This window comes from Nostoc sp. UIC 10630, from assembly GCF_010747425.1.
In the GTDB taxonomy this organism is placed as follows: Bacteria; Cyanobacteriota; Cyanobacteriia; order Cyanobacteriales; family Nostocaceae; genus Nostoc.
In genome coordinates, this window is the sequence record NZ_JAAGOG010000198.1 from 1 (window position 1) to 14,205 (window position 14,205).

The following is a 14,205-nucleotide window of genomic DNA, read 5'->3' on the forward strand; positions in this document are numbered from 1 at the left end:
CCTGCTCCCCTGCTCCCCTGCCTCCCCACTTTCTAGTCCCCTTAACAGTTGATAGCTGAATTATGGCGATAATCTCATCGAAAAAACAGCCTCCAGAACCCAACGGAGAACCAAAGCAGCGTCGAGAGTCGGCGAAAGCACCATCCACAGAAAATATTTTGAAGCCTGAAGCTGCTATTGATGAACAAGAACAACAGGAAGAAGGTATTCGGCCGCACCGATTTGCCGATTACATTGGACAAAAAGATTTAAAGGATGTGCTAGATATTGCCATCAAAGCAGCCAAGTCTCGTGGTGAGGTGCTGGATCACTTACTGCTGTATGGGCCGCCAGGATTGGGCAAAACCACAATGGCAATGATTTTAGCATCGGAAATGGGGGTAAATTACAAAATTACCAGTGCGCCAGCCCTAGAACGTCCACGAGATATTGTTGGGCTACTGGTGAACATGAAGCCAGGGGATATCTTATTTGTGGATGAAATTCATCGCCTCTCGCGGATGACGGAAGAAATTCTGTATCCAGCAATGGAAGATTATCGCTTAGATATTACTATTGGTAAGGGTTCTAGCGCTCGGATCAGAAGTTTGCCTCTGTCAAAGTTTACCTTGGTGGGTGCTACAACTCGTGTCGGTGCTTTAACTTCACCACTGCGCGATCGCTTCGGTTTAATTCAAAAACTCCGATTTTACGAAGTTGACGAACTGACTAAGATTGTACTGCGAACCGCTCAATTACTCAAAACCCCAATTACAGAAGATGGTGCTACAGAAATTGCCCGTCGTTCACGCGGAACACCACGGATTGCTAATAGATTACTTAGGCGTGTGCGTGATTATGCGGAAGTAAAAATATCTGGTGAGATTAATGAAAGCATCGCATCTGAAGCATTGCAACTATTCCAAGTAGATCCTTGCGGTTTAGATTGGACAGATCGCCAGATGCTAAGTGTGATAATTGAACAATTTAACGGCGGGCCAGTGGGGTTAGAAACAATGGCAGCAGCCACAGGTGAAGATACCCAAACAATTGAAGAGGTGTACGAACCTTACCTCATGCAAATTGGGTATTTAACTCGGACTCATCGTGGAAGGATGGCGACAAAGGCAGCATACAAGCATTTGGGATTTACGCCGCCTAATGAACAGTTGTCATTATTGTAATTATGGGGAATAGGGAATAGGGGATGAGTCTTTGATACTCGTGAATGAGTCTTTGAACTCCTTTAATGAGTCTTTGAACTCCTTTAATGAGCCTTTGAACTCCTTTAATGAGCCTTTGAACTCCTTTAATGAGTCTTTGAACTCCTTTAATGAGCCTTTGAACTCCTTTAATGAGCCTTTGAACTCCATTCCTCTGCTCCATGTTCAATGACAAATGACAAATGACAAATGACAAATGACAAATTAGGTAAACCTAGATGATTAAATTGATTGGTATTTTTCTCAGTCTGTTACTTGTGTTTGGCTGGGCTACTCCAGTCATGGCACAATCTCAACCACCCATTACTCAAGAACAGTTAAAACAAGGTGATGAGTGGGCAAATCAAGCCTTTGCAGCGACGAATCAAGGTGATTTTGCTACGGCTGAAACTTATTGGACAAAGATTATTGAGCAATTTCCCACTAATGCGGGGGCGTGGAGTAACCGGGGAAATTCGCGGGTGAGCCAGAATAAGTTACAAGAGGCGATCGCAGATTATAACAAAGCCATAGAACTAGCACCGAATGTCACCGATCCATATTTGAATCGGGGGGCGGCGTTGGAAGGGTTAGGAAAATGGGACGATGCGATCGCAGATTATAATCATGTCTTAGAACTCGATCCTAACGATGCGATGGCGTATAACAATCGCGGCAATGCCAAAACAGGTTTAGGAAAATGGGAAGATGCGATCGCAGACTACAAAAAATCTAATGAGATAGCCCCAAATTTTGCCTTCGCCCGTGCTAACTACGCCCTCGCTCTTTATGAAACTGGTCAAAAAGAGCAAGCAATCCGTGAGATGCGAAATATCGCTCGTAAATACTCCAAGTTTGCTGATGTGCGTGCCGCCCTCACAGCTGCATATTGGGTAAATGGAGAACAAGGTGAAGCTGAAAGCAACTGGGTAGCAGCTTATGGACTTGATAGCCGCTACAAAGATATCGACTGGGTAAAAAATATCCGCCGTTGGCCTCCCAGCCTAGTTACAGCTTTGGATAAGTTCTTGAAAATCCAGTAATTAGCAGGTAAATAAAAGGGGAAGCGGAGCGATCGCTCCCACCTGAATCTGATACTTTTTACACTAAGTTAGTCTCAAGAACTCGCTGATTTTGCTGACGCTTTCCAGTTACCACCATTGGTACACCACCGCCTGGTGCTAACAGGAAGCTTTTCCGAACCGGCAGTACTGGCTTTGTATCAGCTAGTTTCATTTGCCAATCAGATAGTACAGTTGCCAATACCAGTTTCATCTCAAACAGCGCAAATGCCATGCCAATACAGCGACGATTACCACCACCAAAGGGCAAATATTCAGATGGAGTAAATTGGCGTTCTAGAAAACGATCTGGCTGAAACTGCTTGGAATTGGGGTATAAATCTTCTCGATGATGGCTCAAATAAATACAAGGAACTAATATTGTACCAGGGTCAAATTTGTAGCCTGCAATTTCTAAAGGTGATTTAACCAATCGATTTACTCCCAACATCGCCACTGGATATAGGCGCATTGTTTCCGAACAAACCGCATTCAAATAAGGTAATCGGAAAATAGCGTTTGGGTCTTTGTTGTCACCCAAACTATCCAATTCTTGCACCAGTTTTTCACTGACTTCAGGCTGATGATGAATCCAGTACAGCGCCCATGCCAAAGAACTAGCCGTAGTTTCATGACCTGCAATCAACAAAGTCATCAATTCATCACGTAATTCCAAGTCTGTCATCGGCTCACCTGCTTCATCACGAGCCGCCATCATTAAAGACAGAATATCACTTCGAGACTCATCAGCAAGCGATCGCCTCTCTTGAATTTCAGCATAGATCAGATCATCCATTTCCTGTCGCAAACGGAGAAAACTTCCCCAAGGACTGCGAGGCCCCAAATCCTGCCGTAATAATGGGAACAGGAGGAATATTGCCCGCAAAATAGGTCTTTTTGGATTCAGGATAGCAATTAGGATTTCTTTGAGTTTTTCATAACGAAGTCCGTCCTTTAGACCAAATACAGCCTTCAAAATCACCTGAAAGGAGATTTCTTGCATGGATGGCAAGACTGTAAAGCTTTCCCTGACTGGCCACTCGCTAGTTACTTGCTTGGTGATTTCACAGATTAAATCACCATAAGCTTGCATTCTTTCCCCATGTAGAGGAGGTGTCAGCAGTTTACGCTGGCGCTGGTGAGGTTTTCCTTCTAAGGAAAGTAGAGAATTTGGCCCCAATAAAGGCGAGCCTGAACCTGCTGCTGCACCAGAATCTAACTGTTTTGGATCTGTGGTAAAAATCTGCTGAATTGCTTGAGGATTGCTAACGAAGACTTGAGGAGTAAAAACTGGGCCAATTCGGAGAGTGAACATATCACCATAGCGTTTAGCACAGTCTTCCATGTATTCCAATGGGTTAGTCAGCCATTGATACGTCTGTACCCAAGGGTGAGTTTGAGGGCCGTTAGGCAGTTTATGTGCAAACATTTTTATTTATCTCCCAATAAATTGGAGCAAGATCGTTATCAGCTAGTCATTCATCCACGCATAGCTGGATTAATCTTAGAACACAGATTAAATAGATGAACTCACCAATTCTTCAATCTGCCTTGGGGTTAATTCTTGTACATTACGCAAAACTACTGCTGCTCCTGCTGCTAGCAGTGTCTCACCATAAGCATCACTACGCGCTGCTGTTTCCTGTACATGGGGCGGTAAAACCCCTACACCAATCCAAGGACGAGAAGAATCTAAACGCCGCGCTTTCTCGACGGTATACATATCTGCTACCGTATCCCCTACATACACGATCGCTAATTTTTGCTCAATTCCATTATCTAACTCACGAACTGTAGCGAAAAGTCCCGTAGGGTCAGGTTTCCCTGGTGCATCTTCCATCGCAATCAACACTGGAGATTCCAAACCCAGGCGTTTTTCTAATACGTAGTTAGCGGAAGCACGAGTTGCACCGCTAAAAAATCCCCAAGCAATCCCGGCTTGGGTAAGTAGTTCTAAATAGCTAGGTTGTAATAATAATGGTTCATTACAGATATACCCAGTAAAATTATTTGGGTCTGAGCCTCGGTAACGGGATTGAAAAAAAGCAACGATCGCACTGTAATCTAGTTGCAGTTGTTCTCGGCTCTGTTTTTGGGTTTCAAAGTAGCGGTAAATTAATTCCTGCGATGCTTCCCAATCGTTATTCCACACGCCTTCAGACTTCAACTGGTCAATATCCAGTGGGGTTGGACGATATGCTTTGGTGGTAAAATATTCTACCGTATCTGCGATCGCTCGGCGATAGGAACCGCTAACATCGCGCACAACGCCATCAATATCGAAAATAACGATCGCTTTTGCAGAAGTTGGTTGAGTCATGGGGTAGGAAGCAAAAGAGTTTTACATCATGATAAAACGTGAGATCATGACTCAGGTAAAAAATCGGGGTCGAGGGCTTGCTCTGGCGTAAAGAGAGATTTTTCTGGGAAGATAGTGATCGCTAATCCAGTTTCAATGACAGCCAGTCGTCTAGCGGTTTGATAGCTTTCGTCAAAAACTTGATCAAAGTAAGGCTTCAAACTCGGACTTTCCTGAAGTGCTTTTTGGACTCGTCTACGGTGTTCCAAAATTGTGTACTGCCAACTGTTTGAGCGCCTTTCAGTTTGAATTTGATATTTGAGCAGATGCATCAGCAATACTTCCAAATTGCTCTCCAATGCCCGCTTTTCACTCCTACCCATTGTTTCAATTTCATCAATCAAATTCTCTAAATCCAGTTCTGTGAGCCGACCTTGCTTGAGTAGTTCTGCTGTGGTTTGAATCCACAGGTAAAAGTCTTGCTCATACAAATCTGAACCAGATGTTGTTTGAGATTGGGGCAGTTGAGCAGTCATAAGCATCTTTTGTTAACGCCGACTACACCTTATGCTAGCCCAATCCAATGACTGTTTGGTCATTTGATAGGGTATTGCGTTAAAATAAGCGATCGCTATCCTAGTTAAGTAATGCCCGGAAATTCCCGGAGGTGTGATTGACCAAGTTTATTTTGAAAATTCTGTGGTTAGATGAAAACGTTGCTCTCGCAGTGGATCAAGTTGTAGGCAAAGGCACCAGCCCTTTGACTAAGTACTTTTTTTGGCCCAGAAATGATGCCTGGGAAGAATTAAAAAAGGAATTAGAATCCAAACATTGGATTACTGACCTAGATCGTGTCGAGTTGCTTAATAAAGCAACAGAAGTGATTAACTACTGGCAAGAGGAAGGTAGAAACCGTCCAATGGCAGAAGCTCAGTTGAAATTTCCAGAAGTTGCCTTCACAGGTAGCGCCTGATATTACAATATTAGCGATGTCTACGACGGGCTACGCCTACGCGCTGTTCTACAAGCTGCCACAGTTTGATAGTCTTGTCTCTGCTGCCACTTGCAATTAATTGTGTAACTTTGCTCACAGCAACAGCAGATACTGAGTCTATATGACCAGAGAGAGTAACAATCTCTTCTGCTGTGCTTACCCTCCAAAGTTTAACTGTTTTGTCGCAACTTGCACTTAGGAGTGTTTCGCCATCGGCAGTAAAAGCCACAGCCACCACAGACCAAGAATGGCCTACAAGTGTGCAAATTAGCTGACCTGTGTTTACCGCCCACAATTTAATAGTGTTATCATCACTACCCGTCGCCAAAATTTGACCATCAGGACTAAAAGCGACTGTCAAAACCGCCCATGCATGACCCGAAAGGGTGCTTAACAAGCTATAGCATGGGCGGTTTTGAATAAGGGGGAAGGGGGCAGGGGGAATGTCCTCTGCTGTTTGTGAGTGGTTTTTTAACTCAGAACTATTCATATCTTCCTGCTCCCGTTCGGCTACGCTCACGGCAAGCCTGCTCCCTACTCCCCTACCTCTTCCTAATGCAGGTATGTGCCACAGGCGAATTGTTCGGTCATAACTTGCGCTAGCTAAAAGCTGTCCTTGAGGACTAAATGCCACTGAATTTACTTGTAATTTATGTCCGGTTATGGTGCAAATTTCTGTGCCAGTATTGACATCCCAGAGCTTGATTGTCTTATCCCAGCTACCGCTAGCGAGAATCTGCCCATCTGGACTGAAAGCAACTGATTTTACGGCGTGTGAGTGTCCCAATAAAGTGCAGATTTCTTTTAATGTCTTAACCTCCCACAATTTGATCGTTTTATCATCGCTAGCAGTTGCCAAAATTTTCCCATCTGGACTGAAGGCGACTGATTTTACCGCTTGGGAATGTCCTGATAAGCTAGCTAGGATTTTTTGAGTATTTAAATCCCACAATTTGATGTTTTTGTCATCACCACCACTGGCTAAAGTGTGACTGTCAGGATTGATGGCAAGGGTATTTACACTACTCAATGTCCCGGAATGCCCAGTTAGGGTGTGCAAGCATTGCCAAGGAGGATTTGGTAATTTCAAATTTTGAGTTTTACATTCCATACCCATTGCTTGCATAACTTCATCAGCCGATTGAAAGCGGCGGTTAACAGCATTTTGTAGCAGCTTGTCGAGGATTTGGGCCAGGCGATTGCTTACCTTACTAGTAAGATATTGTTGCCAAACCCAACAATCGTTAGCAATATCAAATAAATCAAAGGGAGGAATCTGGGTAAGTAAGTAAATACAAGTTACACCCAAGCTATATAAGTCACTAGCAAAAACTGCTTTTCCCTTTGTTTGTTCTGGTGCAGAATATTCTGGACTGGCAATAATAGTTTCAGATATTAGCGGATCAATTTCTGTGACGATTTTCGCAGTGCTAAAATCGACTATAACGAAATCTCCCTTCTTGGTAATTGGGGATCTACGGATGATATTTTGGGGTTTAATATCGCGGTGGATGATGTTGCGTAGGCGTAGCCCGCCGCAGGCATCGCTAATAAACTGCAAAACTGGCAAAACATCTTCTAACAGTTGCCAAATCTGAGTTTCATTAAAAGCCCCTTCCTCTTCAACCACCTGAGCCAAATTAGTGCCTGCAATAAACTCTTGCACTAAATAAAAATGCCCATTCTGCTGAAAATAAGCTAATAAAGCGGGAATTTGCGGATGCTTTCCTAATTCCTCTAGCTGTTGCGCCTTTTGTTGAAAATTTTTAAATGTCTCGTATTCCTGCGAGATTTCTTGAACAACGCAAGGAATTGGCGGAAACTGACCCTCATCTACAGCGAGAAAGGTTTTACAGAATCCCCCTTTACCAATTGATTTTAGTAAACGATAACGTTCTTGTAAAAACAAAATTTCCTACCAAAATTACAGGGTAGGCATCTTGCCTACCCAAAGTAAAATATAACCATTTTAAATTGCGTTTCTCGTAGGGTAGCAAAGCTGTGCTACCCCACCGGATATTACTTATCTACTGGAAAATTCACAACTATCGGTGGAAGACCGTTATCTGTGGTTGGTTGTGTTTGGGTAACTACTGGTTGCGGATGCAAAGGTGTTGATTTCAATTCACCTTTACCAGTTTGATTCCATAAAATCATGGATAGTAGCCCATCCACTAAGCCGTTATTGCTGCCATTACTACCAACTAAGACATCTGGAATTAAGCGGACATGGCGATCGCCTATAATCTGCATGAGTTGCATTGCTGTATAACCTTGGGAACCCAAAGCTTCCACACCAGCGCGATAAGTTTCAGCTTTGGCGTTACCTGTGGCCCGAATACCTTCAGCCTCAGCAATTGCCCGGAGTTTTGTACCTTCGGCTTCACCGTTCGCCTGTTTAATTTGGGCTTGGGCTTTTAAGTCAGCAATATGTACACTCTGCTCTGATTTCACCATTTCTTGCTGAATATCAGCCAGCGCTGTTTCCCGGACAAGCTGCTGCCGTTGGGTTTGTGCCATCTGCTGGACTTCATAAGTCTTGCGTTCTTCTTCGGCAATTTTCCGGTCTGTCTGTGTCTGCATTAATGAAGCTGGTGGCAGAATATCACCAATCAGGGTGTCGATCGCTTGCACGTCATAAGCCCGTAATGCTGTTTTAATATACTCAGCAGCCTCAGATTGTCGTTCGCTCCGAGCGGTGAGAAAGTCTAGTACAGTATAGTCTTGGGCTGAGTTGCGGAAATAATTGCCGATAGTTGGTTCTAATACATGGTCTACCAAATTTTGCATTGCACCAACGCGGGAAATTACCTTCGGAGCATCTAAAGCACCGACATGGATAATTTGTGCTACTTCCAAATCAAAAGCAAACCCATCACGCGATCGCACTGTCAAGGAAGCTAATTGAGCATCATAGCTGTGGCGTTCGGTGCGATCTGACCAATTTAATACAATGTTGGTCGTTGGCACCAGTTCCATCTTCATGATCCGGGAATTAATCGGATGTTTGCCAGGATACAGCGGTTCAACCCACACGCCCTTATGTCCAGGATTCACCAAATTACCGTGGGTGAAGGCTGCACCACTGACATCTTGATGTGCCTTACCCACGAAAGAAATTACTACACCCACATACCCAATGGGAATTTCGGTCATCGGAACTTGTTCAACCTGGACAAACCAAGGATTCAAGTTCCAAGAGCCAGAAAGCAAAGTCTGTTCTTGTAAGCCTCGCCGCCCACCCCCATTAATAAATTTCTGACCATTTTGGAAGTTGTCGTGTCCGTCAATTATGGGGCCTGCGAGTTCACCGGCAGAAATTGGCACACCATCTAAGGTAGTGACGATGCCAACTTTGTCAGATGCCAGACTGTACACCCGCAACTGTTCTGGAGCCATGCCATGAGCGCTGGCATTTGATGCCATGATGACTTTAAACAGAGCAGTGTTAATCCTGTATGTACCTGCGGTGAGAAAACCCATTTGCCGCCCTTTTTCACCACCTTCGGTGAGGAATTTTCGAGCATCTTGGAAGTTGTCACAACCCACGATTTTCCCCAAAATCCGCTCTGGTGGGTTGGATGCGCCATCTGCTGCCACAATCAAAGCGATTTCCCCTTGGGGGACGACAATTACCGATTCTTTCTTTACAGAATATTGCCAAGGCCAATAGCCCCAATGCCAACCAGGAGCTAAAGTATCTGCCTGCAAGCCAGCTTCGCCGTTGAGGGCAATCAAACTGCCGGCGGGGAGTCCACGCCCAGAAAGGGTAAATTTCCTCACTACAATACCGACTTCACGTTCGCCAATGACTACAAGTCCCCCAAAGAATAGGGGGACGAATATGACGAAACCGCCGACAAGTAGGATGGGAACTAGTACAACAGGATCAATTCCAGCAGTTTGATATTGAGTCCTGCTGATTGGTAACTGAGCAATATTTGGTGTAGTCTGATTTCGCTGGACTAATGCCGAAGTTATTTCTTTTGCAGTAGTTGTTTTAACAGAATTAGCATTGGCAGAATGAATACCACCAGCGAGCGCTAACGTTGCTACGATAGAGGCCGCAAAACGAGCTACCTTATTTTGTTTACGAGTACCAAGCAAAGATGAAAAGCTTTTCATAATTTGTGCCCATTTGGGCAACTAATTAGCTAAATTAACACTTCACCAAGGCTTGCCTCGATTTCTTAAACTTGACGTAATTGTTTGAAAAATTAATAAATAATTTGTAGGTTGGACATTGCCCAACCTACAAAGTTGAAATAGAAAATTAAATTAGACCAAACCGCCAGCAGCTTGAAACCGAGCGCGGGCGCGTTTGAAAGCTTGATTTGCCTTGATTTGGGCTTGGCGATCGTCTGCTGAAACTTGAGTGAGTCCCGCTTCTGCTTGGTTGTAAGCAGCACGAGCTTCTTCAAGGTTAATTTTGTCGCCACGTTCAGCGCCGTTAACCAGAATTGTCACTTCATTTTCTTCGACTTCGGCAAAGCCACCCAAAAGAGCGATCGCTTCCCAATTCTGATTTTTCGCGGCACGGACTCGCATTACACCAGTATCCAGGGCGGTTAAAAGTGGTGCGTGTCCGGTGAGGATACCTAGTTGACCAGTTGTGCTAGGCAAAACTACTTCTTCAGCTGGAGCATCCCAGACTGTTTTATCTGGAGAAATTACCCGAACGGTTAATGTCATTTGTCTTTTGTCCTTTGTCCTTCGTCCTTCGTCCTTTGTCATTTATGTCTTTCGTAATTGCCATTAGTCATTAGCAGTTGAACTAATGACTAACGACTAATGACTAATGACTAATGACCAATGACTAATGACTAACCTTTGATTTTTTCAGCTTTAGCGATCGCTTCGTTGATATCGCCAACCAAGTAGAAAGCCTGTTCTGGCAGAGCATCCAACTCACCAGACAGAATTTTTTGGAAGCCTTTGATGGTATCTTCCAACTTCACATACTTACCAGGAGAACCGGTAAATACTTCTGCTACAAAGAATGGCTGAGACAAGAAGCGCTCAACTTTCCGCGCCCGTGCCACGATTAGACGGTCTTCTTCTGACAATTCATCTAAACCGAGAATGGCGATAATGTCTTGGAGTTCTTTGTAACGTTGCAGAGTTGATTGCACCGCCCGCGCAGTATTGTAGTGTTCTTCACCGACAATGTTTGGTTGGAGCATGGTGGAAGTTGAACCAAGGGGGTCAACTGCGGGATAAATTCCCTTAGCAGCCAAACCGCGAGACAGTACTGTGGTTCCGTCCAAGTGGGCGAAGGTGGTAGCAGGTGCGGGGTCAGTGAGGTCATCCGCAGGTACGTATACTGCTTGAATCGAGGTAATGGAACCCTCTGTAGTCGAGGTAATCCGCTCTTGCAGTTCACCTACGTCGGTTCCCAATGTGGGCTGATATCCTACCGCAGAAGGCATCCGACCCAATAGCGCGGATACTTCCGAACCTGCTTGTACAAACCGGAAGATATTATCAATAAACAGCAGCACGTCCTGCTTGTTCACATCCCGGAAGTACTCTGCTACTGTCAATCCCGAAAGACCAACCCGCATTCTAGCTCCGGGTGGTTCGTTCATTTGACCGTAGACGAGAGCAATTTTTGATTCGTTGAGGTTCTCGTTATTGATAACCCCAGACTCAATCATTTCATTGTAGAGGTCATTACCTTCACGGGTGCGCTCACCCACGCCAGCAAATACGGATACTCCACCATGCTGGGTAGCGATGTTGTTAATCAACTCCATCATGATTACGGTCTTACCAACACCAGCACCGCCGAATAGACCAATCTTACCGCCGCGTCGATAGGGAGTCAGAAGGTCAACAACTTTAATCCCAGTCTCAAACACCGAAGGTTTGGTTTCTAGGTCGGTGAATTTGGGAGCAGAGCGGTGGATGGGTAAACTTGCCTCAGCATTTACTGGGCCCCTGTTATCCACAGGTTCGCCAAGGACGTTGAAAATCCGGCCCAAAGTGGCTTTACCAACTGGCACGGTAATGGGAGCGCCTGTATCGCTGACTTCAAAACCGCGCACTAAGCCTTCGGTGGAACTCATCGCAACAGTCCGCACCTGGTTGTCGCCCAGCAGTTGCTGTACTTCAACGGTGATGTTGATTTCCTGCCCAGCTTCGTTGGTGCCTTTGATTTTCAAAGCGTTGTAGATTTGTGGCAATTTCCCGCCGGGAAATTTAACGTCTACAACTGGGCCAATGATTTGGGTAATGTAGCCAATGTTTGTTTTTTCTGCGGTTGTGACCATGCTGCGCCTAATGAGTGAAGCTAGATTTCAGATAAGGTCGGAGAAGACATAAGAATAAGAAATGTCACCTTTCACTCTAGCACCGGACGGGGACATAACTCTCTTAGTAATTCCTTAAAAAGCTGTTTGGTGGCTATGGTTGTAGTCCTCATCCTGACTAGATTGACAGAATATGCTCTAGTTTATCCCTAATCTCATTTTTCAGATGCGATCGCCCTAGCTACCTACAATGTAGCGAGAAATGCCATTCTCTTGAACTTACTACGTATTTACACTTGTTATAGAAAAGCTAGATTTTGATAGCTTTTGCTTAATAAATTAAGGATTCTATTAGCAGTCAACTTGCTGCTTTTGCTTGCGGTTGAATTTAGAGGTGATACCAAAAGCACCCAAACCAAGCAAGCCAATCAAACAAGCTGGTTCAGGAACCGCAGCAGTGTGATATGTTACATTATCCAGCACTGTAGAGCCATTGTACCAATTTACACGAACTTCATCAACCAGCCCTGTATAACCAGATGACAGGAAAGTTGGTGTAGAAGAAGGTGTAAGCGATGCAGATGTTGCCTGTAGTGTTCCTCCATTGTAAAGTGAAAAGCTTGCTGGAAGAAAGAAATCATATCCAGCGATATAACCGCCATCAAAGATTACGGGTGATGCAAAGTAGAATGGAATGCTGCTTGGGCCATTCCACTTGTCATAGTTCCCATAGATTCGGTTCGGAATTGACTCAGGAGTGTATGGGAATTGCTCGAAACCGTAATAAATCCAATTATTATCCCATCGGATTCCACCATAGCCATCCGGTACTAGAAGGTTATCACCTGTTAAATCGTCAAACGTTACGACAGTAGACGCATTGGCACTTGTGGAGATAGCTAAAGCTGACAAAGTACAAGTTGCTAGCGTAAGCGTTGCCTGTAAAACGTGATAAGTCTTCATTAATTAACCTCGTTGTATTTAAATACACACAAATTTGCCTGCAAAATTAAACAAAAATCTCCCTTAGCAGGCGAAGATTTAGTCTTTCGCTGCGATCGCATACACCAGAAGTAATTACTAGTCTATCGGTATGGTATTAACTTGATTTCAACTAGGTTGTATAACTACGAGCATTATTGGTAAAGAGAGTTTAAAAAACAAGTATTATTACTGTGATTCACTAAAAATTTATAATATGAGTTTATCTACTTATCAAATAGAAAAATTTTCAAAGCCATCCTCTATAAGGATTTGATGTCGATTTCTGGGCTATTACTAAATTGATATATACACAAGCTTTGTATAAAATTATAGTAATTTCTATGAAATAATGCATATTTGTATTACATCATGTGCTTTGCGTGGGTACAGCCCATCGAAGACATCACCAACACAGCAGTTACAAAATTAGTTAGTAATAGATATATAAAGCTATCCATAAACTACATTTCTAAAACTTCTGAATATCCATAAGATGAAGATAGATACAAAAACAGATTTTAGCCAAGCCGTGATACCTGAGTTGGGCGTACCTGCGGCTTCATCCTCACACTTACACCGAGCAGCAGCTTATGAATTTCTCGTCAGCGCGACAATATTTTTACCAAGAGATTCAGCAGGCTGACGAGCATATTGACCTAGCAAAAGCAGCTTTGTATATTGCCCAAGAAGAATATCCCAAGCTAGATCCAGAGGAATATCTCAACGCCCTTGATACAATGGCATGGGAGCTTCAAGAACGCCTACCAGACTCACGATATCCTTTGCGGATCATTCAAGGTATTAACCAGTATCTCTACGATGATTTAAAGTTTTCTGGTAATAAGATTGACTATTACGACCCGCGTAACAGTTTTTTCAATGATGTAATTGACCGCCGACTGGGGATTCCGATTACCTTGGCGTTGGTTTACCTAGAGGTTGCCAGACGGATTGATTTCCCGATGGTGGGTGTGGGAATGCCAGGGCATTTCTTGATTCGCCCGGATGTTCCAGATATAGAAATTTTTGTGGATGCCTTTAATGGCGGTGAAATAATATTTGCTCAAGATTGCGAGGAACGGCTGTCTCAAATTTATCAGCAACCTGTGACGCTACAACCAGAATTTTTAGCCGTGGTCAGTAATCGGCAATTTTTGGCACGGATGCTCACAAATATAAAATTTATTTACCTCAAACAACAAGAGTTAGAAAAAACGCTGGCAGCAATTGAACGAATTTTGTTGCTGTTTCCTAATGTAACTTTAGAATTGCGCGATCGCGGCTTAATCTCCTATCAACTTGGTAACTACCCCCAAGCCGTAGACGATTTACAAAATTATTTAGCAAAAGTTCCTGATGCCCAGGATGCATCAGTTATTCGGCGGCTACTTACGGAATTGGGGAGGGATTAGGGAATGGGGAATGGGGAATGGGG

General features: G+C 44.0%; 13 protein-coding genes. 5 read left to right on the forward strand and 8 right to left on the reverse strand.

Annotated features, from left to right (window positions below; all coding sequences use genetic code 11):
• Window positions 1-62 precede the first annotated feature (62 nt).
• On the forward strand, window positions 63-1,163 hold the full coding sequence (gene ruvB, locus G1O98_RS30925; protein WP_163936366.1) for a Holliday junction branch migration DNA helicase RuvB: 1,101 nt from the start codon (window positions 63-65) through the stop codon (window positions 1,161-1,163).
• Between the two features lie 257 nt (window positions 1,164-1,420).
• On the forward strand, window positions 1,421-2,224 hold the full coding sequence (locus tag G1O98_RS30930) for a tetratricopeptide repeat protein (RefSeq protein WP_163936369.1): 804 nt from the start codon (window positions 1,421-1,423) through the stop codon (window positions 2,222-2,224).
• A gap of 58 nt (window positions 2,225-2,282) precedes the next feature.
• On the opposite strand, the gene G1O98_RS30935 is transcribed toward G1O98_RS30930, so the two are convergent.
• From G1O98_RS30935 to G1O98_RS30945, 3 genes are all read right to left on the reverse strand, one after another.
• Window positions 2,283-3,671 (reverse strand): cytochrome P450, encoded by a 1,389-nt coding sequence (locus G1O98_RS30935; RefSeq protein WP_163936372.1) that lies wholly within the window; start codon window positions 3,669-3,671, stop codon window positions 2,283-2,285.
• A gap of 87 nt (window positions 3,672-3,758) precedes the next feature.
• Window positions 3,759-4,562 (reverse strand): TIGR01548 family HAD-type hydrolase, encoded by an 804-nt coding sequence (locus G1O98_RS30940; protein WP_163936375.1) that lies wholly within the window; start codon window positions 4,560-4,562, stop codon window positions 3,759-3,761.
• Between the two features lie 44 nt (window positions 4,563-4,606).
• Window positions 4,607-5,077, reverse strand: a complete 471-nt coding sequence (locus tag G1O98_RS30945) for a DUF29 domain-containing protein (RefSeq protein WP_163936378.1) — start codon at window positions 5,075-5,077, stop codon at window positions 4,607-4,609.
• Between the two features lie 137 nt (window positions 5,078-5,214).
• Between G1O98_RS30945 and G1O98_RS30950 the strand changes: the two genes are divergently transcribed.
• Window positions 5,215-5,514 carry a 30S ribosomal protein PSRP-3 gene (locus G1O98_RS30950; RefSeq protein ID WP_094333099.1) on the forward strand — a complete coding sequence of 100 codons (300 nt, stop codon included), beginning with the start codon at window positions 5,215-5,217 and terminating at the stop codon, window positions 5,512-5,514.
• Between the two features lie 10 nt (window positions 5,515-5,524).
• On the opposite strand, the gene G1O98_RS30955 is transcribed toward G1O98_RS30950, so the two are convergent.
• The 5 genes from G1O98_RS30955 to G1O98_RS39115 all read right to left on the reverse strand — a co-directional run bounded on the left by G1O98_RS30955 (window position 5,525) and on the right by G1O98_RS39115 (window position 12,749).
• Window positions 5,525-7,444 (reverse strand): serine/threonine-protein kinase, encoded by a 1,920-nt coding sequence (locus tag G1O98_RS30955; RefSeq protein ID WP_163936381.1) that lies wholly within the window; start codon window positions 7,442-7,444, stop codon window positions 5,525-5,527.
• A gap of 110 nt (window positions 7,445-7,554) precedes the next feature.
• Window positions 7,555-9,660, reverse strand: coding sequence for a flotillin family protein (locus G1O98_RS30960; protein ID WP_163936384.1), 2,106 nt, complete (start codon window positions 9,658-9,660; stop codon window positions 7,555-7,557).
• 153 nt (window positions 9,661-9,813) lie between these two features.
• Window positions 9,814-10,227 carry an ATP synthase F1 subunit epsilon gene (atpC, locus tag G1O98_RS30965; RefSeq protein WP_163936387.1) on the reverse strand — a complete coding sequence of 138 codons (414 nt, stop codon included), beginning with the start codon at window positions 10,225-10,227 and terminating at the stop codon, window positions 9,814-9,816.
• A gap of 131 nt (window positions 10,228-10,358) precedes the next feature.
• A complete protein-coding gene (gene atpD / locus G1O98_RS30970) occupies window positions 10,359-11,807 on the reverse strand; it encodes a F0F1 ATP synthase subunit beta (RefSeq protein ID WP_114081954.1) in 1,449 nt (482 codons plus the stop codon).
• 330 nt (window positions 11,808-12,137) lie between these two features.
• Window positions 12,138-12,749 carry a hypothetical protein gene (locus G1O98_RS39115; RefSeq protein WP_175586940.1) on the reverse strand — a complete coding sequence of 204 codons (612 nt, stop codon included), beginning with the start codon at window positions 12,747-12,749 and terminating at the stop codon, window positions 12,138-12,140.
• Window positions 12,750-13,263: 514 nt separating this feature from the next.
• On the opposite strand from G1O98_RS39115, the gene G1O98_RS30980 reads away from it, so the two are divergent.
• Both G1O98_RS30980 and G1O98_RS30985 read left to right on the forward strand, forming a co-directional pair.
• A complete protein-coding gene (locus G1O98_RS30980) occupies window positions 13,264-13,413 on the forward strand; it encodes a hypothetical protein (protein ID WP_163936390.1) in 150 nt (49 codons plus the stop codon).
• The gene (locus tag G1O98_RS30985) at window positions 13,361-14,182 is read left to right on the forward strand and encodes a SirB1 family protein (RefSeq protein WP_163936393.1); all 822 of its coding nucleotides are present in this window, start codon (window positions 13,361-13,363) and stop codon (window positions 14,180-14,182) included. The genes G1O98_RS30980 and G1O98_RS30985 overlap by 53 nt, the downstream gene beginning before the upstream one ends.
• Window positions 14,183-14,205 lie beyond the last annotated feature (23 nt).

Excerpts from the sequence above, each read along its gene's own strand:
- atpC (WP_163936387.1), bottom strand. The coding sequence starts at position 10,227 with ATGACATTAACCGTTCGGGTAATTTCTCCAGATAAAACAGTCTGGGAT.
- G1O98_RS30930 (WP_163936369.1), top strand. The coding sequence starts at position 1,421 with ATGATTAAATTGATTGGTATTTTTCTCAGTCTGTTACTTGTGTTTGGC.
- G1O98_RS30945 (WP_163936378.1), bottom strand. The coding sequence starts at position 5,077 with ATGACTGCTCAACTGCCCCAATCTCAAACAACATCTGGTTCAGATTTG.
- G1O98_RS39115 (WP_175586940.1), bottom strand. The coding sequence starts at position 12,749 with ATGAAGACTTATCACGTTTTACAGGCAACGCTTACGCTAGCAACTTGT.
- G1O98_RS30935 (WP_163936372.1), bottom strand. The coding sequence starts at position 3,671 with ATGTTTGCACATAAACTGCCTAACGGCCCTCAAACTCACCCTTGGGTA.
- atpD (WP_114081954.1), bottom strand. The coding sequence starts at position 11,807 with ATGGTCACAACCGCAGAAAAAACAAACATTGGCTACATTACCCAAATC.
- G1O98_RS30980 (WP_163936390.1), top strand. The coding sequence starts at position 13,264 with ATGAAGATAGATACAAAAACAGATTTTAGCCAAGCCGTGATACCTGAG.
- G1O98_RS30960 (WP_163936384.1), bottom strand. The coding sequence starts at position 9,660 with ATGAAAAGCTTTTCATCTTTGCTTGGTACTCGTAAACAAAATAAGGTA.
- ruvB (WP_163936366.1), top strand. The coding sequence starts at position 63 with ATGGCGATAATCTCATCGAAAAAACAGCCTCCAGAACCCAACGGAGAA.
- G1O98_RS30940 (WP_163936375.1), bottom strand. The coding sequence starts at position 4,562 with ATGACTCAACCAACTTCTGCAAAAGCGATCGTTATTTTCGATATTGAT.
- G1O98_RS30985 (WP_163936393.1), top strand. The coding sequence starts at position 13,361 with ATGAATTTCTCGTCAGCGCGACAATATTTTTACCAAGAGATTCAGCAG.